This is a genomic window from Stenotrophomonas sp. YJH_SMC_80, assembly GCF_059372495.1.
This window is the reverse complement of the sequence record NZ_JCAFVP010000009.1, coordinates 169,244-189,994: the sequence shown is the minus strand read 5'-3', so window position 1 is coordinate 189,994 and position 20,751 is coordinate 169,244. Positions and strand designations below refer to the sequence as shown.

Below are 20,751 nucleotides of genomic sequence, written 5' to 3'. Positions count from 1 at the left end.
GTTAGTCGACTGACAGTCGACTCTACCCTCGCGCGTCTGCCCAGCCTGCGCGGCGCCCGAGGCCAGCCACGCCCTCGGCGATACCCCCAGCCGCTTGCGGAACGCCTTCGACAGCGAGAATGACGGAACGTCCAGTTGAGCGGCCATCCGGCGCGCAGACGTCGCCCGTGGTAGAGCCGACCGCTGGTCGGCTGCCCTTCGGTCAGGCCCCGAAAATGCCGCTTCGGTAGAGTCGACTGTCAGTCGACTGCTCTTCGGTCAGACAGCGAAAACCCCGCGCTTCGCGCGTTAGTCGACGGACAGTCGACTCTACTCCTCGCGCGTCTGCCCAGCCTGCGCGGCGCCCGAGGCCAGCCACGCCCTCGGCGATACCCCCAGCCGCTTGCGGAACGCCTTCGACAGCGAGGCGGTATCGGCAAACCCCACCTCGATCGCCACTTGCTTGACCGCCACGCCGGCCCGCAGCTGCGCGCAGGCCAGGCTCAGCCGCCAGTCGAGCAGATAAGCGGCCGGCGTCGCCTGCATCACCTCCTTGAACACCGCCGCGAACGCGCTGCGCGACATGCCGGCAGTCGCAGCCATGCGCGGCAGCGTCCAATCGTCCTGCGGCGCCTGGTGCATCGCCACCAGCGTACGGGCCAGCCGCGCATCGGACAGCCCGCGCATCAGCCCATGGCTGACGCCAGCCGCATCCGGGTGGTCCACCACCCAGCGCAGGATCTGGATCAGCGCCACCTCGAACAGGCGGTTGGTCAGCAGCCGGGAACCGCAGCGCTGGCGATCAGCCTCGGCGAACAGCAGGTGCAGGGTGTCATCCAGTTCGCCGATCGCCGCCAGCGGCACCACTATCACCGGTGGCAGCGACTGCACGATCGGATTGCGCGCGCCGCCATCGAAGTCCAGCGTGGCGCAGGTGAAATCCGGGCCATCCAGCGGTGCGTTGAAGAACACATGGTGCAGCGGCTGCGGATACAGCAGCAGGCTGGGTGTGTCGATCTTCAACCGGGGCAGCGCGATATCGCCCCCGGGATGACGGACCTCCATTTCACCCTGGCGCAGGATGTGCAGGAAGGCACGACCAGGCTGCGGCTCGAAGACGTGGCGCCCGCACAGCGGACCGCTGTGGAACAGCGCGGCCTGCACCCGGAAGCGTTCCAGCAGGGAGGAGAGGCGGTCGGGTGCGGAAGCGTCGGCGGACACGTTCATGGATGAATGGACAACATGTGTGGTTTATTGCGCCTGATTCGTCCGGGGAGTCTACCTAGGATGAGCGGGTCGTCCAATTCCGGGCGCTTTCCCAAGGAGATCCACCATGTCCCGTGTCCCACTGATCGATGCCGCCAACACCACCGCCGACCGTCAGGCCCTGCTGGGCCAGGTCCACGCCGCCTTCGGCGCCACCCCGGCCATGTTCCGCGCCGTGGCCAACTCGCCGGCTGCCCTGCAGAGCATGTGGGGTGCGTTCGGCGCGCTGGGCGGCGGTCGCCTGTCGCCGCTGCTGGGCGAGCAGATCGCCGTGGCCATCGCCAACCGCAATGCCTGCGAGTACTGCCTCGCCGCGCACACCGCGCTGGGCCGCAAGGCCGGCGCCAGCGGCGAGCAGATGGCCGCCGCGCAGATCGGCCAGTCCAGCGATCCGGCCACCTCGGCGGCATTGGACTTCGCGCTGAAGGTGGTTGAGCAGCGTGCGCAGATCGCCGACGGCGACGTGCAGGCGCTGCGCGCGGCTGGCTTCGATGATGAGCAGATCGTTGAGATCCTCGCCCACGTCGCGCTCAACCTGTTCACCAACTACATCAACGTAGCATTCGACGTCCCGGTGGACTTCCCGAAGGTCGCGCTGCGCTGAGATCTGGCCTGGCCCGGGTGGCAGTGGTCGCCCGGACCGGTCTGAATGGAGCCGACCGGGTAGACGGGTAGAGTCGACTGTCAGTCGACTATCGCGCGCAGCGCGGGGTTTTCGGGGGGTCTGAACGAAGAGCAGTCGACTGACAGTCGACTCTACAACGTAGCGTTCGACGTCCCGGTGGACTTCCCGAAGGTCGCGCTGCGCTGAGATCTGGCCTGGCCCGGGTGGCAGTGGTCGCCCGGGCCGGTCTGAATGGAGCCGACCGGGTAGAGTCGACTGTCAGTCGACTATCGCGCGCAGCGCGGGGTTTTCGGGGGGCTGAACGAAGAGCAGTCGACTGACGGTCGACTCTACAACGCAGCGTTCGACGTGCCGGTGGACTTCCCGAAGGTCGCGCTGCGCTGAGATTCGGTTCGGCCCGGGTGGCAGCGGGCCGCCCGGGCCGGTCTGAATGGAGCCGACGGGGTAGAGTCGACTGTCAGTCGACTATCGCGCGCAGCGCGGGGTTTTCGGGGCTACTTGTCGTCTGCCTGCAGCCGCTCGGGATGGGTATACACATTGAACCCGCTTTCCCGCGCGAACCCGACCAGGCACAGGCCGGCGCTGCGGGCCAGGTCGATCGCCAGCGCGGTCGGCGCCGAAACCGCCGCCAGCACGCTGGCGCCGGCGCGCACCGCCTTGCTGACCATTTCGTAGCTGGCCCGGCTGGAAATCACCAGCAACCCACCGTCGATGGCGTGCTCGTTGTGATGCAGGGCGCCGATCAGCTTGTCCAGTGCATTGTGGCGACCCACGTCCTCGCGTACCCAACCGATGCGCCCACTGGCGTCGGCCCAGGCCGCGGCGTGGATCGAACCGCTTGCCGCATTCATCGGCTGGTGCTGCGCCAAGGTCGCCACCGCCCGCTGCAGGGCGGTGGCGGAATAGCTGCGGCGTTCGCGGATCTGCGGGAGTGGGCGCAGCACTTCTTCCAGCTGGCGCGTGCCGCACAGGCCGCAGCCACCACGGCCGGGCAGCAGGCGCCCATTGGCGGGGTCCAGATCGGCACCGGGTGCCTCCTCGGCCACGGTCATCTGCAGTTCGATGCCTTCCAGCTGTGGGCGGATGTCGATCGACAGCAGCTGCGAGGGCGTAGCAATCAGTCCCTCGCTGAGCGAGAACCCAAGCGCAAAGTCCTCCAGGTCGCAGGGCGTGGCCATCATCACCGCGAAGGCGGCGTCGTTGTAACGCAGCGCCACCGGCACTTCCTCGGCCACCACGTCGACCAGGGGCTGTCGCCCCTCGCTGCGCCAGCGCTGCAACGGGCGCTGCGCCGTGCCGGCAGGCGGGGTGTGCGGTGGGGTCGAATCAGGCATGCAGCGCGTCCGGACAGGGGAGATGCGCAGGTGGTGGACCACCCACGCCATCGAGAATAGCGTAGTGGCCATGCGCTGACGCAGGTGTAACCGTTGTCATGGCAGGCTGCGCTGAAAACAGCGCGCACCCACTGGCGAAGCCGTGCAGGCCGTGTTTGACTGTGGGGCTGGCTGTGCGTTCGAAAGCGCCGCCGGACCGCGTTGTGCCCATTGTTGCTGCGTTCCTCCCGTCAGGTTCCCGAACATGTCCGAGCAGAAGCCGCCGCGTTACAAGCCCTACAACCAGCCCGCCGGTGGCTGGGGTGCCGCCGGAGCCACCGCCAAGGTGCTGCTGCAGCAGAGTGTGATCGGCAAGGGGTCGAAGGCGTTGCTGGCGATGAACCAGCCCGGTGGCTTCAAGTGCCCCAGCTGCGCGTTCCCCGATGCCGACGAACGAAAGAAGCTGGAGTTCTGCGAGAACGGCGCGAAGGCACTGGCCTGGGAAGCCACCCAGTTCCGTGCCGGTCGTGAGCTGTTCGCCCGGCATACCGTTACCGAGCTGATGGCGCAGACCGACTACTGGCTGGAGATGCAGGGCCGGTTGACCGAGCCGATGCGCTACGACGCGGCCACCGATCACTACGCGCCGTGCAGCTGGGACGACGCCTTTGCACTGATCGGCCGCCACCTGCAGGCGCTGGACAGCCCGCACCAGGCCGAGTTCTATACCTCCGGACGCACGCCCAACGAAGCGGCGTTCCTGTATTCGATCTTCGTGCGCGAGTTCGGCACCAATAATTTTCCGGACTGCTCGAACATGTGCCACGAGCCGACCAGCCGCGGCCTGCCGCCGGCCATTGGGGTAGGCAAGGGCACCATCGTGCTGCAGGATTTCGAGCACGCCGAGGCGATCTTCGTGATCGGCCAGAACACCGGCACCAATTCACCGCGGATGATGAGCAACCTGGTCGAGGCGCGCAAACGCGGCATTCCGATCGTGGCGGTCAACCCGATGCCCGAGCGCGCGCTGATCCGCTTCGCCGAGCCGCAGGACATGGTGCAGATGGCCACGTTCGGTTCGACCGAGATCACCAGCGAGTTCGTGCACATCCGCATCGGCGGCGACCTGGCCCTGATCAAGGGCATGATGAAGGTGATGTTCGAGCGCGAGGCGCAGGGTGAGCGTGTGCTCGACCATGCATTCCTCGCCGAACACACGGTGGGCCTGGAGGCGCTGCGCGAAGACGTGATGGCGCAGGACTGGGACGAGATCGTGCAGGTGTCCGGCATTTCGCAGGCGCAGATCCGTCGCTGTGCGGAGATCTACATCCGCTCCAATGCCACCGTGATCTGCTACGGCATGGGGCTGACCCAGCACCAGTACGGCTCGCGCCTGCTGCAGCAGGTCGCCAACCTGCTGTTGCTGCGTGGCAACTTCGGCAAGCCCGGTGCTGGCATCGGGCCGATCCGGGGCCATTCCAATGTGCAGGGCGACCGCACCGTCGGCATCGACGAGAAGCCCAAGCCGGCCTATCTGGACCGCGTGCAGCAGGTGTTCGGTTTCGACCCGCCGCGCGAGCATGGGCACCATGTGGTCGAATCCATCGAGGCGATGCTGGACGGCAGCGCCAAAGTGTTCGTCGGCCTGGGTGGCAACTTCATCCATGCGGTGCCCGATACGCCGCGCGCGTACGAGGCAATGCGTGGCCTGGACCTGACCGTGGGGATCGCCACCAAGCTCAACCGTGGGCACCTGGTTCATGGCCGCGATGCGCTGATCCTGCCGGTGGTGGCGCGCTCGGAGCGCATCGTCACGCCGGCCGGCGAGCAGTTCGTCACCATCGAGGACGCGATGTCCAATGTGACCGCCTCGCGCGGCGTGCTCGAACCGGTCAGCGCCGATGTGTTGCCCGAGGTCGAGATCGTCTGCCGCATGGCGCTGGCCACGCTGCCCGACAGCAGGGTTGACTGGGCCAGCTGCATGCACGACTACGCACCCATCCGCGAGCTGATTGCTGCGGTGTATCCGGAGATCTACACCGGCTTCAACGAGCGCATCCAGCAGCCACACGGTTTCCATCTGGACATTCCGCCGCGCCGCCGGGTGTGGCCCACGCCGAATGGCAAGGCCAACATCCTGGTGATGCCTGGGCTGGACGTGGACGATCCCGTACATGATCCGGACATGCTGCGGTTGGCCACCGTGCGCTCGCACGATCAGTACAACACCACCATCTACAGCTACAACGACCGCTATCGCGGCGTGTACAACGATCGCATGGTGCTGTTCATGAACATCGAGGACCGGCTGGCGCGCGGGCTGGACAAGGAAGCGCGGGTCAGCCTGGAGACGATCAGCGGTGATGGCGTGCAGCGGCGCATCGAAGGCCTGACCGTGCTGGATTACCCGATGCCGCGCGGCGCGCTGGCCGGCTACTACCCCGAACTGAACCCGTTGTTGCCGCTGGACTACTACGATCGGGTCAGCGGTACCCCAGCGGCCAAGTCGATCCCGGTGCGGATGAGTGCAATGGCGGCGGTCGCATAGCAGTGGATGAATCCAGTCCTATGGGCCTTCGGCATGTGGGTTGGGTTCATCCAGAGCAAAGGAGCAACGGAAATAGTTGGCCGTATCCCGCCAAGCGCCAACGATCGGTTCCTGGATCTGCGCCAGCAGTTCACGGGCCTTGACGGGATCATTGGCCTGGCAGGCGAAGTACGCGAATGATTGCAGGTTCCATGGCGAGGGATAACGTGACAGCACGTCTTCGAAGCCGCGTTTCATGGTCGGCCAGTTCACTTTCGAATCGGTGAACAAACGGTCCTCGTACTCCCGCTGCGAGGCGACCCAGTAGATACGGGCGTACAGCATGTATTGGTCCTGCGGTGGGGCCGCGGCCATGACCCTGCGAGCATAGGCTTCCAGGCCAGCCGGATCGCCGCCCCACTTCGGAGCGAAGTAGCGTACGGCAGCAAAGTAGAGCGGGAAGTAGCCCGGGTAGCGCGCGATGCCTTCGTCATGCAATGCGAAGAAGCGGTCTGCATCCCAACTCTGTTCGATCGCCCGGTGTTCCATCGACTCGTACCAGTACGGGTCCGTGCTGGCGATGTCCTTGTACTTCAGCAGGTAGTCAACGGCCTGCTGCTGCAGCGCCTTGAACGGTGCCCAGTCCTCTTCCTTCACCGTATTTGCATAGCCGGGGCCGCGGATGCTCCAGCCTTGGCGGCTGAGCATCTCAGCCATGGCCAGGCGCGCCGACGGCGACCTGGGGTAGCGCGAGATCCACGCCTGCACGAGCTTCTCGCGACCCTGCCAGTAGGCCGGCTCACGGTTGCGCATGCTGAAGGCATAGCCGATGCCTACGTAGTACGCCGAAAGCTTCCAGACACCACTGCTGAAGTAGCGATCCGTATCCCGGTAACGACTGGCAAGTTGTTCCAGTCTGGCAAAGTCCTGCTTCTCCAGCAGTTGCTGTGCCTGCCGGGAGACTTCAGCGCGTTCGCTTGCTTCATCTTCGCTTGGTTCTTCGGCGTGGGTGATGGTCGCGCACGACAACAGCAGCACCACAAGCAGTGTTCGCATGAATCCTTTCATGAGGGGGACTCCGTGTCGGGGACAGAGGTAGGGGCGTGGCAAGGCAGGGTGGCACGATTGCCATCTCGCCATAGCAAGGGGCATCGCGCAAGTCGGCCGCGTGGTTGTCAAGCTGTCAGGGTCGTTGCCCCCCCAACGTTCAGGGCGCCTGCATCGGCTATCATCGGCCGGTGAACCTGCCTGGCCTGCTGCTGCGATGGATGTTGCTTGTCGCCCTGGTGCTGAATGCACCGGCGCTGGCGCTCGCTGCGTCTTCGTACAGCGGCCCGTCCAGCCAGGGGCATTGCGCTGCACCGCACTCGGCCGCGATGGCTGCAGCCGGCTGCTGCGATGATGCAGCCCCGGCGGCCTGCCAGAGTGGTGAGTGCGAATGCCCACCGGCCTGTCTTGGCATGCTGGCGACATTGAACGGAACACCGGCCTCGCCGTGGCGCGAGGCGCCTGTTCCGGCCAATGCCCAGCAACGCGCACCGCCGCCGAGACTCGACCCGCTGCGGCCCCCCATCGCGTGATTCCCTGCAGGCCCTACGCGCCTGCCGTAGCTGCTCGACTTCTTCTCGACTCTGCCCGCGGCTTCGATGCGCGGGCGGCGGGCTACGTTGCCCGCCTCTGCAAAGGAATCACTCAATGAGCCGTACTCTCTCCCTCGGCCTGCTGCTGGGCACCGTGCTGGCCACAACCGCCTGCGCTCGTGCCGCCGAAGAATCCTCCGCGGCACCGGTCGCCAGCGAAGCACCGGCACCGGCCCAGGCCAGCCCGGCCAAGATCGATCCAGCCTTGCCGATCGCCATCGTGCACAAGACCGCCAGCTGCGGTTGCTGCGGCATCTGGGTCGACCACCTGAAGGCCGCCGGCTTCCAGGTCGATGTGCGCGACACCGATGACATGAATCCAATCAAGGTCCGCTTGGGCGTGCCGGTCGGCAAGGCCTCCTGCCATACCGCCGAGATCGGCGGTTACGTGGTCGAGGGTCACATCCCGGCCGAGGACATCAAGCGCCTGCTGGCCGAACGCCCGGCCGCGCGCGGGCTGGTGCTGCCCGGCATGCCGGCCGGTTCGCCGGGCATGGAAATGCCGGACGGCTACGTGCAGCCGTACACCGTCGAGCTGGTGCGCACCGACGGCAGCACCGAGCCGTTTGCCCAGCACGGGCAAGGTGGCTGACAGCCAGTGGTGGTGCCGGTCGGTCTGACCGGCACCTTTCCTCGCGGCCGACTTGCTCTCTGCAGAGTCGAGCCGTGCTCGACTGCTCTGCGGCTCCGTCGAGCAAGCTCGACGCTACAGAATCAGCGGGTCCCGGCCGTTTCCCTGGCCAACTGCGCGTCGAACTTCTCCTCGGCCGCATCTGCGTAGGCGTTGCAGGTCAGTGCCTCGGCGCTGGCCTTGCTGCCGGCGGCATAGTTCCAGTTGCTGGCGCCCGGATGCGGGGTGAGCAGCAGATCGCAGGGCAGCGCCCGTACCGTTGCGAAGCTGCGCTTGTAGTCCTCGATCAGGCGCGGATAACGGGGATTGCCCTTCAGCTGGTAACTCGGTGCACTCAGGCTGTCGGCGTAGGCGATGCGCACCGGCTTGCCATTGCGGGTGTCGGTCCAGGTCCAGGCGGTGCTGCCCGGGGTGTGCCCTGGCATGAAGTGCGCGGTGAATGCGATGCCGCCCACCGTGACCACTTCGCCATCCATGATGATGCGGTCGGCGCTGGCCGGCGGATAGGTGATGCCGTCGCCAAAGTGCAGGTCGTTGCTGCCGCCGCGCGCCAGCAGCACCGCCGTTTCTGCATTGGCCGCCACATGCGCGCCGGTGCGACGCTTGAGCTCGGCGACCGGGCCGGCGTGGTCGGCATGCGCATGGCTGAGCAGGATCAATCGCAGGTCCTGCGGGGCCACGCCGCGCAGCTTCATGTTGTCCAGCAGGTGACCGGCCATCTGTGGCATGCCGCCATCCAGCAGTACTGCGCCCTCGGCGGTCTGCACCAGCAGCGCGGTCAGGTCCTCGGTGCCGATCTGCCAGGTGTGGTCGGCAACCTGCAGCGGCGCCATCGGCTGCAGCCAGGACGCATCCACGGTATAGGCCCGCAGTTGTGGCAGCGGTGCCTCGGCGGCGCTGGCGTGGGCGGCCGGAAGAGCGACGGCCAGGGCGAAGGCGAGCAGGGTAAAACGCATGATCCACGTCCGCTTGAAGGAGGCCCAGAAACTAGCATGGGCCTCCTTCATCGCGTCTCGCATAGATTTCATGGCTCCCATAAGGACGCCATGGATCAGTACCGGTACTGCCATCCCAGCGTCAGCACCCGGCCGCGGCCGGAGAAATAGCTCGGGTTCGACGGCGTGGTCTGCGAGTAGTAGCTGATGTACTGCCTGTCCGCCAGATTCTGCGCGCCCAGCGTGAAGGCATGCTTGTCCAGCGTATAGCGCGCGACCAGATCCACGGTGGTGTAACCCTTGAACTCGGCCACCCGCGCGCCACGCAGGTCGAAGTCGCGGTCGAAGGCGTGACTGGCCTGCAGGCGGGTGCTCAGCTGCGGCGTCCAGCTCTGTTCCCAGAACGCAGTCAGCCGGTTCGGCGCGATGTTCACACCAGCCAGGTCGCTGTCGAGGCGACCGTCAACGTCGGCGTCGTAGCGGCCGTTGGCGCGTGCATAGCCCAGTCCGAGGCGGCTGTTGCCCAACCGCAGGCGAAGGTTGCTTTCAAAGCCTTCCACGCGGGTGGCCTGGCGCTGTACCGCATAGGCATCGATGCCCGGATCGTAGATCAGTACCGAGCCGAGCCCGGATTCGGAGGTGTAGTAGGCAATGTCACCGCTGAAGCGGCCATCGTCGTACTCCAGTCCGATCTCGCGGTTGTCCGACACCACCGGTGACAGGTCGATGAGGCTGTCCACGCGCTGGCCGTCGCGGTTGATCGCGCGCAGCACGCGGCCGACGTCGGCCACGGTGTAGCCTTCCGAGTATGAGGCATAGGCGTTGAGGCGATCGTTGATGTACCAGACCGCGCCGAAGTTGGGCAGGGTCTCGCTCATGGTCGGCTTGCCACCGGCCACCTTGCGTGCGCCGTAACGGGGCAGGGTGGTGTAGTCGCCTACTTCCAGCTCGCCCTTTTCGTAGCGCAGGCCGCCGGACAGCATCAGGTGATCGGTCGGCCACCAGTGCAGCTGCAGCAGCGGTGACAGGCTCTGGTAGGTGGTCTGCGGCACCCAGTTCATGCCACTGGCCAGCAGCACCTGGTGGGTGCGGTCGCGCAGGCCGTCCAGGCCCAGGGTCACGTCCAGCGTGATGTCGGCGACGCGTGTCCAGCTCTGGGTCAGCTTGAAGCCGCGCTTGTCCGATTCGTTCTGGGTCTGGTCCCAGGCGGCATTGGCGCCGGTGTTGCCCCACGGGTCCCATTGGCTGGCACCGTAGCGGCCTTCGAAATCGACCGCGAAGGCCTGCGCCTGGAAACGGCCGCCGAGCAGGTCGGCGGCGCTGTAGTCCACCGTCAGCGAACGCGAGCGGTTCATCGGCGGGTCGAGCGGCGTATCGCCGGGGACCGAAATGGTCGGGCGACCGGTCCGGTAGTCACCATTGATGGCCAGGTAGTTGTGCACCAGCAACATGGGCAGGACCCGCTTCGTGCCGCCACCGCGGCGGCGCAGCGTTTCCGGCTCGGGCAGCGGGAAGCGTTGCTTCAGGGCGTCCCGATGCTGGTCCAGGACCTGGTCGGTGGTGGGGACCTCGGGCGGCGGTGGTGGTGCAGGTGCATCGCTCATTGCGGCGTGCCCTGCTGGCGGCAATCGGCCATGGCAAGCCGCAGGTGACGCTCCACCGCCTTCAGACCGATGCCCATGCGCTGCGCGACGTCGGCCTGCGGCAGCTCGTGGATCTTGTGCAGGATGAAGACCTGCTGGCGCCGGCAGGGCATGCGCTCGATGGTAGCGCTCAGGCGTTGCAAGGCCTGCTGTCCCTGCGCCTGCTGCTCGGGGCCCGGGCGTGGGCAGGCGTCATCGGGCAATTCGGCACGCGCCTCCACCCAGTGCCGGCGCAGATCCTCGGCGCGGCAGCGGTCCACCGCCGCATCATGGGCGATGCGCCGCAGCAGCGCGATGGGTTGCCGAGCATCGTAGGCGGCTGGACGTTCCAGCAGCCGCACGCAGACATCGTGCACCACTTCACGGGCCAGCCCTGGCGACCGGAACCGGCAGCGCAGGTACTCCACCAGTTCCTCGTAGTGGCGCACCAGCGAGGACACCAGCGGCAGCGCAGGAGGGGGCAGGGAAGGCAGCTGGGACATCCGGACTGGAAGCAAGGGCAAGGGGCGGGCGCGGGGAGGGCATCCCTGCGCGATGACGCAATACTAATGGGAACCGTTCGCGTTTGCTATGTCGCGCGGGGGTCGGGATTGTTCGACGGGGCTGGAAAGTGAAACCACGATCATCGTCTGGAGCGCAGAATCGGCCGCGGCTAGCCTGCCAGCAGGCTCAAGGAGATGGACCATGCATGTGCTTCTGGTGATGGTGGGTGGTGTGGTGCTGCTGGGCGTTTTCCTGCTGTTCGGGCGGCTGTGGAGCGTAGGCCAGTCACAGCTGCCCACGGCCCTGATCGCGTTCATCGCCACCTGGCTGCTGGTGACGGTGGCCAACATGTGGGTGGGCGTAAGCAAGGCCGGTTACGCCGTCCGGGAGGAGCTGCCGATCCTGCTGCTGGTGTTTGCCGTGCCGGCGTTGCTGGCTGGTCTGCTGTACTGGCGCCTGGCGCGCTGAAGGACGGCCATGAGCACACGACTGAGACTGCCTGCCCTGCGCCAGCGCGATGGCCACCACGCTCGCGTGACCTACGAAGAGCTGTTCTTCGACCTCGTCTACGTCTTTGCGGTTACCCAGCTCAGCCACCATCTGCTGCATCACCTGGACCTGGTCGGGGTGATGCAGACGCTGGTGCTGTGGTTCGCGGTCTGGTTGGGCTGGCAGTACGCCTGCTGGGTCAGCAACTGGTTCGATCCGGAGGCGCCACGCATCCGCAGCCTGCTGTTCGTCACCATGCTGCTGGCGCTGCTGATGTCCTCGTCCATTCCCGAGGCCTTCGCTGAACGCGCCTGGGTCTTCGCGGGGGCCTACGCCACCATGCAGGTCGGGCGCACGGTGTTCGTGCTGCTGGAGGTCGGTCGCAGCCATCCGCTGGCGCCCAACTTCCGCCGCATGCTGGCGTGGGTAAGTGTATCGGCCTGTTTCTGGCTGGCCGGCGCTGCGGCCGAGGGCAATCTGCGGCTGGCACTGTGGGCGATGGCGGTGGCCTGCGAATACATCTCGCCGATGTTCGGCTTCGCGTTCCCGGGCATGGGCCGGTCGCACACCCGTGACTGGACCATCGAAGGCGGGCACCTGGCCGAGCGTTGCCAGTTGTTCGTCATCGTCGCCCTGGGTGAGACGCTGCTGGCCACTGGCGGCGTGCTCAGCGAGGTCGAGCATTGGAGCGGCGATGTGGTCTCGGCGGTGCTCGCCACCTTCGCCGGCACCATCGCCATGTGGTGGCTGTATTTCGGTATCTCCAGCCGCGACGCCACTGCGGCGATCACCCATTCCGAGGACCCCGGGCGGATGGGCGCCAACTTCCACTACGTGCATGCGCTGCTGATCGCCGGCATCATCGCCACCGCGGTCGGCAACGATCTGGTCATGGACCATCCTGGCGCAGCGGTGACCCCGGTCTACGCCACGGTGCTGGTAGCGGGGCCGTTGATCTACCTGCTGGGCAGTGCCCTCTACAAGCGCGTGGTCTATGGGCATGCGCCGCGCTCGCACCTGCTGGGTGCGGTGGCGCTGCTGGTACTGGGCCTGATGCTGCCGCACATGCACCTGCTGGCCGCCGGGTGGCTGACCAGCCTGGTGCTGCTGGGCGTGGGGCTGCTGGACACGCGGCTGAAGCGGCGCACCCGGCCGTTGCCGGGCTAGAACCCGCCGCCGGTCTTGAAGCCACCGCCACCGCTGATGCCGCCGCCGCTGCGGAAGCTGCTGCCGCTGGAACCCGAACTGGAACTCGAGCGCGAACTGGAACTTGAACTTGAACTTGAACTTGAACGCGAGCTGGAACTGCTGGAACCGCTCAAAAGCAGGTCGAACAGGCTGCCAGAGGAGTGGGTGGCGCTTCGGCTGCTGGTGGTGCTGAAGAAGGACGCGGCGACTGTGGCCGGTGCGGCGGCCCGGTAGCTTGGCGCCTCGTAGGCTTGGCGTTCGCTGTCTGCCGCCGCCTGGTAGCTCCTGCGCGCAGCCTGCAGGCTGTCCAGGCGCTTCTTCAGCACGGCCATTTCACGGGTGTGCTCAGCCACCATGCCGTCGATCTCGCCCAGGCGCAGGCGACTGCCATGGATGCGTTCGAGCACGGCATCGTCCTCGCCGGAGGCGGTGGCGGCGACGCGGCGGTACAGGTCGTCCATGCTCTTGGCCGACAGCGTGCGCGCCAGCGCGGTGAGCAGGGTGCGGCCTTCGGCATCGGTCCAGCTGTGGAAGCCGTCGATCTGTGCCTGCTTGGCATCCACGGTCTGCCGATGCAGCTGCTCGGCCAACAGCGCCTGCGCCAATGCGCCCTGTGCCGTCTGCAGCTGCTGGCGCAGCGGGTCGCCACCGGCGTGGGCGAGGGCGGCATCGCGGGCCTGCTGTACCGGCTGGCGGGCAGCCTCGGCGTCGTCGCGGGCGCGTCCGGCATGTTCCTGTAGATAGGGCGGAAGTTCGACCAGCGTTGCGTACTCGCGACGGGCACGGTCGAAGCCGCACAGTTCGGCCAGCCAGCCGTCGACGGTGCGCACCAGCGGCCAGCCGCGGTAGGCCGTGCTGCCGTAGTTGCGCCCGTGCAGGTACATGAAGATCGGGTCGGCCTGGTAGGCGCCGGCCTTGGCGTCATGCTCCGACTGCGCAGAGGCGGCCATGCGCTCGACCGTGTCGGCCCGCGCCACGGCCAGCTGCAGGTCGTCCTGCAGCGCCCTGTAGGTGGGTTCCGCTTCCAGCGTGGTGTCCACCTGGTCCTGCAGGGCCTGCCAGCGTCCGCCGGCGGCGTCGCGTGCGGCAACGGCCTCCTGCGACCGCTGCTGCAGCGACTGCTCGATGTCCAGCAGCGCCTGCAGCTCGCCTGCCAGCGCCGCCGCTTTGCGATCACGGCGCTGCAGATCGGCGCTGGTCTGCTGCAGCAGGTCCCGGGCAAGCATCGGCGGCGCATCGGTGGCAGCCTCGGCCTGCAGGCGGGCCAGCGCGTTGAAGTCGTCGCGGACCCGCCCGTGCAGTGCTTCCTGTTCCTTGATCAGTTCCCGGCACTGGTCGCCACGCGCGGCCAGTTGTGCCTGCGCCTGGCCGATATCGGTTGTGACATCGGCAATCGCGTCGTTCAGATCTCTCATGTCAGTTCCTTACCCATCACCATTGGGTGATGTAGCCGCCGGTGGTGGGCATGCGGAACCGAGGCGACAGGCTGCCGCGCGGCTTGCTGCCGATCTGGTCGTCTTCGATGATGCCGTTGTCCTGCTTGTCGGCGGCAACCCGGTTGTAGGTGGCCTCGGGCACACGTACGGCAAACACAGAAACCCGTTCTTCCTTGCCGGTTTCCTCGTTGCGGATCGGCAGTTCGGCAGCGTTGCCGGCCTCGTCCAGCGCTTCGGTCACCAGGTAGTAGTTGCGGCCACCATTGGCCTTTTCGTTGTAGCGCCAGACGCCGGTGCGTTCATCGTCACGGTTGACGATGCGGTAGACCAGGGTCTGCGACAGCAGCCCCACCAGCTGGCTGACCTCGTCCACGGCCGGCCCGGCTTCGGCCAGCGTCTCTATCCGGATCAGGCGGGCGGCCTGGTCCAGCGCACGCTCGAAGCGCTTGCGGTCTTCGCCGGTGACGCCGGTGGCGAGGCCGTCGGTCTTGAGCTGGGCCAACCGCTCGTTGAGCGCGGCCAGCTTGTCGGCGCTGCCGATCAGGTCCTTCAGGGTCGCTACCGCCTGGCCGGCCGCGGCCATGTCGCCTGCGCGCAGTGCCACGTCGCCGCCGGTGTAGGCGCGTGCGCGCACCTGCTCTGCATCCGGCGCGAGGCGAGCGGCCTTTGCAGCGGCGTTGGTGGTGTCCAGCAGCTCGCTGGCCTCGATGGCCTGGCTGAGGGTATTCACCCGCTCGGTGAGCGCGGGCAGGGTTTCCCTGGCCTGCGCCAGCAGCTGCGCGGTTGCCAGCCGGTGCTGCTCAACCTGCGCGGCCGCCTGCGCGCCGGTGGCAGTGCCACCACTGCTGAGCCGGGTGAGCTTGTCTTTGCGCACAAGAGTCGGTTGTGCGGCCAGTGCGGCGGGAACCTCGGCGAAGCGGCGCTGTGCTTCGGCCAGCGCGGCCTGTGCGCCTTCGGTCAGCGGCTGCAGGCGCTCACCGCTGGCGGTGGCACGTGGCAGCAACCCCTGCAGGGCCTGTTCCTGTGCGGCCAGCAGGGCGCGCGCTGCAGCAGCCGCCTGTTGCTGCGCGGCCACCTTGTCGTTCAGCACCTGTACGTTCTCCTGCACGTTGCTCTCGTGCACGAACGCGCCGAAGCTGCGCGCCATCGCCAGCAGAACACCGAGCATCAGCAGCACCAGGGCCACGATCAGCGCCCACTTCAGCAGCCGGCTGCGATCGATCCAACGCCGCGCCAGCCACGCCTTCCAGCCACGTGGCGCGACGTAGAGGTAACGCTGCTCACGCTGGGCCGCGATGCCGGCCTCGAGGATCTCGTCGGAGACCTCGATGCCCTGCGAGCGGTACAGTTCAAGCAGGCGCTGCTTCAGCGTCGCCTTGTCATGGCCGCTGTCGGCCAGCGCCTTCATTTCGGCATTGCGGTAACGCAGCTGGTCGACCACATCCATGGTCAGCAGCGCATCCTGCAGCTCGGCAGGGGCCATCGTCGCACTCACCTCAACGCGACTCCGGGCTCGGCGGTGCCTGCAGCAGGGCAGCGAAACGCTGCTTGCCCTGTTCGACATACTCGGCGATCTCCGCCGAGTCGCGGGTGGCCTGGCCGCGCAGCTGCTCGATCTCTTGCAGCGAGGTCTCCTGGAAGCGCACCACCGCATCGACCAGCTTGCGCACCGAATCGACGCCGATGGTGGCGCCGTAGCCCGCCTTCAGGCCCTCGTGCAGCACGTCGTCGCCAATGTTGGCCACCGCTTCCAGGCCCTTGGAGGTGCCCTCGGTCATCGCGTTGAGCGCCTGCGTGGACTCATGCAGCCCCATCTGCGTGGTGAACGCCAGGTTCAAGGCGGTGAAGCTGGTTTCATTGGTGGAGAAGAACACCACCGAACGCTCGTTGACGCGGCGCTTGACCTCGTGCGACTGGTGCACGCGCAGCATGATCGCCTCGGACGTGGCGTAGTTCACCTGCAGGTTCTCGGCCAGGTCCTTGGCCAGCTGGTAGCGTGATTCCTCGGCCTGGTTGTTGCGCAGGGCCTCGTCGCGGGCCATGACCAGGCGACCGGTGTCGGCGGCATCGGCGGCCGGGTCGGCCGACTCCACGCGCTGCTGCGCCTGCTTCAGCGCCGCGCGTGCATCGGCCAGCGCCTGCTCCTGCAGCTTCAGCAGTTCATGTGCCTGGATCTCGGCATCCTTGATCGACAGGCGGAAGTCGCCGTACATCTCCAGCACGCGCGACTCGCGCTGCAGCTGCTCGGCCGAATCGCGGCTGACTTCCAGGAACGTACGGCGGATCTTCTCGAACCGGCTCGGGATGTCACCGCGGGTGATCTTCATCCACAGGTTCTGCAGGCGCTCGCCCATGTCGATCTTGCCGTCGCGGACCTGCTCGACCATGGTGCTGGCATCGTCACGGATGCTGTCGAAGGCGCGGATGATCTCGGTATAGCGGTCAGACACCTTTGCCGAGCTGATTTCATCACGCATCACGGCATTGAAATGGCCGGACTGCTGCAGCACCCGGGCAATGGCCACCACGCGGCCCTGGTCGAGGGTGGACAGCTGCGACACCAGCGCGATAGCCGGCGCGTTGTTGTCCTGGGGGGCGGCCAGGCCCAGGCTGCGCAACGTGGCCATGGCGCGGTCGAGATACTTGATCGGCGCGGTAGCAGCCGGCGTGGCAAGGAGGGTTTTCTCGGACATTTCGACGGCTCCGGTCAGGGCAAGCGATGAGGAACCTGCTGCGTGGAACGGGCAGGTTGCTGCGAAACGAAGGGGAAGGGGAGCGGCCGCCGTGCGGCGCACGGCAGGCTGGCCCGGTCAAGGACCGCGGGCCCGGTATGGGCAAGGGTGGTGTCCTGTTCAAGCATGGCGCTTTCCCTGCAGATCGCCCCCTGGCGATTCCTGGCCCATTGTAGCGGTGGTGATGGGCAGGTGAAGCCCCACCGATGGCAGGGTGGAGTAGCGTTGGCCCTCGCTCATCCGTTCCGGCCAGCGAGGGCTTCGTGCAGAACATACCGCAGTGGTTGATCTGGGCCGGATTGTCTGCCGTGTTCGCAGCGCTGACCGCGCTGTTCGCCAAGGTTGGGGTCAAGGGCGTCGACTCGGACCTGGCCATGGCGATCCGCACCCTGGTGGTGGCCGCGGTGATCCTGCCGCTGGTGGTGATCACCGGCAAATGGTCCAATCCGTTGCTGCTGCCGGGCCGCACCCAGCTGTTCCTGGTGCTGTCGGCATTGGCCACCGGCGCTTCGTGGCTGTTCTACTTCCGCGCGCTGCAGAGTGGTGAGCTGGCCAAGGTCGCAGTGGTCGACAAATTCAGTGTGGTGCTGGTGATCGTGCTGGCCTACCTGCTGCTGGGCGAACGTCCGACCCTGCGGGAATGGAGCGGCATCGGCCTGGTGCTGGCCGGGGTGATCGTACTGGCGACGAGGAAGTAGCAGCGTTCAAACCCATCGACGAGGGAGAGCAGGATGCAGAGCGAAGCGCGCGGAACCTTTGAAGTGAACCTGCTGCCGATCAGTGGCAACGACGGCCCGATCGGGGTGATGTCGATCGACAAGGTCTTCCATGGTGACCTGCAGGGCAGCAGTGTCGGCCAGATGCTGGCCTTCCGCAGCCCGGTGCAGGGCTCGGCGGGTTACGTGGCGATGGAACGGGTAACGGCCACGCTGGCGGGGCGCCAGGGTGCTTTCACCTTGCAGCACAACGGGTTGATGACCCGTGGCACGCCGTTGCTGAGCGTGGTGGTGGTACCCGATTCGGGCAGTGAAGAACTGCTCGGTCTGAGCGGCACACTGGAGATCACCATCAGTGAAGGCCGCCACGACTACCGGTTGGTCTACGCGCTGCCGGAGCCGGAATAGGCGGCTTGCGGGTTCAAGCGCTGCCCGCCTGCAAGCGATCATACATCCGCACCAGATCGACCAGGGTGCGTGCGCCCATCTTGCGCATCACCTGCGCGCGGCGCACCTTCACCGTGATTTCGCTGACGCCGAGGTCACCGGCGATCTGCTTGTTGAGCCGGCCGCGTACCACGCCGTCGACCACCTCGCGTTCGCCGGCATTGAGGGTGTCCCAGCGCAGCTGCAGAGCGCCGAGTGCCTCGCCGTCGCGGCGGCGCTGGCGGTCGATCTCGATGCCCCTGTGGATGGCATCGAGCAGCTCCTGGTCACGGAAGGGCTTGGTCAGGAATTCGATGGCGCCGTCCTTGATTGCGTTGACACCCATGGCGATGTCGCCGTGGCCGGTGATGAACACCACCGGCAACTGCAGGCCGTGGCTGCCCATGGTGCGATGGAATTCGAGGCCGCTCTGGCCGGGCATGCGCACGTCCAGCACCAGGCACGCTGGCGCGTCTTCCAGGTCGTGTTCGAGGAAGGTCTGGGTGGAGGCGAAGGCCCGCACCTGCAGGCCCATCGAGGCCAGCAGGTCTTCCAGTGCGGCGCGCACCGACGGATCGTCGTCGATCACGTAGACGATGGGTGCTGGATCGATGGCAGGGGCAGCGGGCTTACGCATGTTGAACGTCCGAGGCGATGGGCAGGTCGAACACGAAGCAGGCACCGCCGCCTGCCGGTCGTTCGGCGCGGATCTGGCCGTCGTTGGCCTCGATCATCGAACGGCTCAGGCTGAGGCCCAGGCCGAGCCCATGTGATTTGGTGGTCCAGAATGCATCGAATACTCGCTCGGGATTATCGGCGGGCAGGCCGACACCACGGTCGCGCACGCTGAGACTGACCCGCTGACCGTCACGCCGGGTCAGCAGGGACAGTCGCCGGTCCGCAGCAGGGACTGGCTCCATCGCGTCCACCGCATTGAGGATCAGGTTGCCGATCACCTGCTGCACCTGCACGCGGTCGGCGTGTACCGGCGGCAGATCGGCGTCCAGCAGCAGCGCCACGGCCACGCCATGCTGGTCCAGCTCGCTGCGCGACAGCGCCAGCATTTCCTCCACCGCCTGGTTCAGGTCGAAGGCGCGTCGTTCCGGTGCCGCGCCCTGGGTCAGGCCGCGGATGCGGGCGATCACGTCACCGGCGCGGTGCGCGTCGGCCAGGATGCGGGCCACGGTCTGCCGGGCCTTGTCCACGTTCGGCGGGTCCTGGGCCAGCCAGCGCTGGCAGGCTTCGGCGCTGCTGGCGATGGCCGCCAGCGGCTGGTTCACTTCATGCGCGATGGAGGTAGTGAGCTCGCCCACGGTGGAAGCGCGCGCCACCCGCAGCAGGCGGCCCTGCGCTTCCTGCACGGCGGCCTTGGCCGCTTCCATGTTCAGGGCGAGGTAGGTGGTGATGCCGATCACCAGCATGCCGATCACCGAGTTGACCAGGCCGATGCGGTAGGTGCCGAAGCGGGTGAGGAAGAAGCTCAGCCCGGTGAGTGCGATGCAGGCGATGGCCAGGGTGATGAGCCCGCGCGCGCCCAGCACGCGCGATGCGGCGAGGATGACCGCGGCGTAGAAGCAGGCTGCCGCGACCGCGTAATCGGTGACGGTATCGATCAGGAAGATCGCCGCCATCACGACGATCAGGGCCAGCAACACCAGCGGGCGGCGAGGCGACAGCGATGGCATCGGGACAGCTCCCTGGCGTGGGCGGAAAGGATAGCAAAGCCGGCATTGGTGGATGCTGACCTTGGTCGGCGTGCTCTCGTGGGGCGGGTGCCGACCGTTGGTCGGCACAAGCCAAAACGATGCCTGGTAGTGCCGGCCGCTGGCCGGCAACTGCACGGTGTTGCCGGGGTTCATGAGGTTGCCGGCCAGCGGCCGGCACTACCGCAGGGATGGACACGGTCTCTGAAGGTTCTGTGCCGACCAACGGTCGGCACCTATCAAAGCGGTGCACGGTGTTGCCGGCCAGCGGCCGGCACTACTCCTCCAGGCTGGCGTTCCAGAACCCCTGCAGGACACCGGGCGAGGTCGCCAGCGTCGCCAGTACCGCATCCAGTTCGCCGGCATCGACGGTGGTGGCATAGAGCACCGCTTCGATTTCCACGTCGCGCTCGCCGAACGGTCGCTGGTCCACCGCGCGTACGGGGTAGTGCGCCTGTTCCAGCAGCAGCAACAGCTGGTCCAGCACCTCGGCCTGCTGCTCGCGTTGGCAGACCACGTTGATCGCATAGGTCGCCTCGCTGAACGCTTCCGGCAGCGGCTGCCGCTGGATGCGGTTCACCACCGGCCGCAGCAGGGTGTTGGCGGCCAGCACGAAGACGGCGGCCAGCACCGCTTCCGGCAGCAGTTTGATACCCGCGCAGGCACCCACCGCTGCCGAGCCCCACAGGGTGGCGGCGGTGTTCAGGCCGGACACCTGGGCGCCGTCCTTCATGATCGCGCCGGCACCGAGGAAGCCGACGCCGGAGATCACATACGCAACCACATGCAGCGGTGACGGTGGGCCGCCGTACAGGTCATGGAAGCGCACCGCCAGATCGACGAACACTGCCGCACCCACCGCCACCAGCGTGTTGGTGCGCAGGCCGGCAGTGCGTTGCCGCAGTTGCCGCTCCAGGCCGATGACCGTGCCCAGCACGAACGCCACCGACAGGCTGATCAGCGAACTCAGGGTTGCGCCGGCGTTGAACGCCGGCAGGTTCGGATTGATGTCCATTGTG

Annotated in this window: 20 protein-coding genes; 8 read left to right on the top strand and 12 right to left on the bottom strand. The window is 66.9% G+C overall.

Features of this window, described 5'->3' with window-relative positions; genetic code table 11:
* Positions 1-309 precede the first annotated feature (309 nt).
* Positions 310-1,206 (bottom strand): AraC family transcriptional regulator, encoded by an 897-nt coding sequence (locus tag AC5P99_RS15565; protein ID WP_099604753.1) that lies wholly within the window; start codon positions 1,204-1,206, stop codon positions 310-312.
* Positions 1,207-1,312: 106 nt separating this feature from the next.
* Here AC5P99_RS15565 and AC5P99_RS15560 point away from each other — a divergent pair, with 106 nt between their 5' ends.
* Positions 1,313-1,849 (top strand): carboxymuconolactone decarboxylase family protein, encoded by a 537-nt coding sequence (locus tag AC5P99_RS15560; RefSeq protein ID WP_049450840.1) that lies wholly within the window; start codon positions 1,313-1,315, stop codon positions 1,847-1,849.
* Positions 1,850-2,364: 515 nt separating this feature from the next.
* Here the strand turns inward: AC5P99_RS15560 and fdhD are convergent.
* Positions 2,365-3,204: a formate dehydrogenase accessory sulfurtransferase FdhD gene (gene fdhD / locus AC5P99_RS15555; RefSeq protein WP_495213313.1), complete on the bottom strand. Its 840-nt coding sequence runs from the start codon at positions 3,202-3,204 to the stop codon at positions 2,365-2,367.
* A 244-nt stretch (positions 3,205-3,448) separates the two neighbouring features.
* Between fdhD and AC5P99_RS15550 the strand changes: the two genes are divergently transcribed.
* On the top strand, positions 3,449-5,731 hold the full coding sequence (locus tag AC5P99_RS15550) for an FdhF/YdeP family oxidoreductase (protein WP_495213312.1): 2,283 nt from the start codon (positions 3,449-3,451) through the stop codon (positions 5,729-5,731).
* An 18-nt stretch (positions 5,732-5,749) separates the two neighbouring features.
* Here the strand turns inward: AC5P99_RS15550 and AC5P99_RS15545 are convergent, their stop codons facing one another.
* A complete protein-coding gene (locus AC5P99_RS15545) occupies positions 5,750-6,766 on the bottom strand; it encodes a DUF4034 domain-containing protein (RefSeq protein ID WP_234411867.1) in 1,017 nt (338 codons plus the stop codon).
* Between the two features lie 182 nt (positions 6,767-6,948).
* Between AC5P99_RS15545 and AC5P99_RS15540 the strand changes: the two genes are divergently transcribed.
* Positions 6,949-7,290 (top strand): hypothetical protein, encoded by a 342-nt coding sequence (locus AC5P99_RS15540; protein ID WP_080052374.1) that lies wholly within the window; start codon positions 6,949-6,951, stop codon positions 7,288-7,290.
* Between the two features lie 115 nt (positions 7,291-7,405).
* Complete coding sequence (locus AC5P99_RS15535) at positions 7,406-7,942, top strand: DUF411 domain-containing protein (protein ID WP_108269811.1); 537 nt, start codon at positions 7,406-7,408, stop codon at positions 7,940-7,942.
* Positions 7,943-8,064: 122 nt separating this feature from the next.
* On the opposite strand, the gene blaL1 is transcribed toward AC5P99_RS15535, so the two are convergent.
* The 3 genes from blaL1 to AC5P99_RS15520 form a co-directional block, all read right to left on the bottom strand.
* Complete coding sequence (blaL1, locus tag AC5P99_RS15530; RefSeq protein ID WP_495213311.1) at positions 8,065-8,937, bottom strand: L1 family subclass B3 metallo-beta-lactamase; 873 nt, start codon at positions 8,935-8,937, stop codon at positions 8,065-8,067.
* Positions 8,938-9,032: 95 nt separating this feature from the next.
* Positions 9,033-10,520, bottom strand: a complete 1,488-nt coding sequence (locus AC5P99_RS15525; protein WP_495213310.1) for a TonB-dependent receptor — start codon at positions 10,518-10,520, stop codon at positions 9,033-9,035.
* Entirely contained in the window at positions 10,517-11,041 is a 525-nt protein-coding gene (locus AC5P99_RS15520) for an RNA polymerase sigma factor (protein ID WP_049450831.1), read from the bottom strand. Before AC5P99_RS15520 ends, AC5P99_RS15525 begins: the two co-directional genes overlap by 4 nt.
* A gap of 202 nt (positions 11,042-11,243) precedes the next feature.
* On the opposite strand from AC5P99_RS15520, the gene AC5P99_RS15515 reads away from it, so the two are divergent.
* Both AC5P99_RS15515 and AC5P99_RS15510 read left to right on the top strand, forming a co-directional pair.
* Positions 11,244-11,510: a hypothetical protein gene (locus AC5P99_RS15515; protein WP_049450830.1), complete on the top strand. Its 267-nt coding sequence runs from the start codon at positions 11,244-11,246 to the stop codon at positions 11,508-11,510.
* 9 nt (positions 11,511-11,519) lie between these two features.
* On the top strand, positions 11,520-12,698 hold the full coding sequence (locus AC5P99_RS15510; protein WP_049450829.1) for a low temperature requirement protein A: 1,179 nt from the start codon (positions 11,520-11,522) through the stop codon (positions 12,696-12,698).
* Here the strand turns inward: AC5P99_RS15510 and AC5P99_RS15505 are convergent.
* From AC5P99_RS15505 to AC5P99_RS15495, 3 genes are read right to left on the bottom strand one after another with little or no spacing between them, the layout of a single operon-like run.
* Entirely contained in the window at positions 12,695-14,134 is a 1,440-nt protein-coding gene (locus AC5P99_RS15505; protein WP_495213309.1) for a hypothetical protein, read from the bottom strand. The two genes, AC5P99_RS15510 and AC5P99_RS15505, sit on opposite strands and share 4 nt — an antisense overlap.
* 16 nt (positions 14,135-14,150) lie before the next feature.
* Positions 14,151-15,638 carry a DUF6384 family protein gene (locus tag AC5P99_RS15500; RefSeq protein WP_088436292.1) on the bottom strand — a complete coding sequence of 496 codons (1,488 nt, stop codon included), beginning with the start codon at positions 15,636-15,638 and terminating at the stop codon, positions 14,151-14,153.
* Positions 15,639-15,651: 13 nt separating this feature from the next.
* Positions 15,652-16,848: a cell surface protein gene (locus tag AC5P99_RS15495; RefSeq protein ID WP_495213308.1), complete on the bottom strand. Its 1,197-nt coding sequence runs from the start codon at positions 16,846-16,848 to the stop codon at positions 15,652-15,654.
* A 302-nt stretch (positions 16,849-17,150) separates the two neighbouring features.
* Here AC5P99_RS15495 and AC5P99_RS15490 point away from each other — a divergent pair, with 302 nt between their 5' ends.
* Both AC5P99_RS15490 and AC5P99_RS15485 read left to right on the top strand, forming a co-directional pair.
* On the top strand, positions 17,151-17,585 hold the full coding sequence (locus tag AC5P99_RS15490) for an EamA family transporter (protein ID WP_049450824.1): 435 nt from the start codon (positions 17,151-17,153) through the stop codon (positions 17,583-17,585).
* Between the two features lie 33 nt (positions 17,586-17,618).
* The gene (locus AC5P99_RS15485) at positions 17,619-18,011 is read left to right on the top strand and encodes a DUF3224 domain-containing protein (protein ID WP_049450822.1); all 393 of its coding nucleotides are present in this window, start codon (positions 17,619-17,621) and stop codon (positions 18,009-18,011) included.
* Positions 18,012-18,024: 13 nt separating this feature from the next.
* Here the strand turns inward: AC5P99_RS15485 and AC5P99_RS15480 are convergent, their stop codons facing one another.
* The 3 genes from AC5P99_RS15480 to AC5P99_RS15470 all read right to left on the bottom strand — a co-directional run bounded on the left by AC5P99_RS15480 (position 18,025) and on the right by AC5P99_RS15470 (position 20,747).
* Positions 18,025-18,666 (bottom strand): response regulator transcription factor, encoded by a 642-nt coding sequence (locus tag AC5P99_RS15480; protein ID WP_049450820.1) that lies wholly within the window; start codon positions 18,664-18,666, stop codon positions 18,025-18,027.
* Positions 18,659-19,714, bottom strand: a complete 1,056-nt coding sequence (locus tag AC5P99_RS15475) for a sensor histidine kinase (protein WP_049450818.1) — start codon at positions 19,712-19,714, stop codon at positions 18,659-18,661. Before AC5P99_RS15475 ends, AC5P99_RS15480 begins: the two co-directional genes overlap by 8 nt.
* A gap of 295 nt (positions 19,715-20,009) precedes the next feature.
* Complete coding sequence (locus tag AC5P99_RS15470) at positions 20,010-20,747, bottom strand: MgtC/SapB family protein (RefSeq protein WP_049450816.1); 738 nt, start codon at positions 20,745-20,747, stop codon at positions 20,010-20,012.
* Between the last annotated feature and the right edge of the window lie 4 nt (positions 20,748-20,751).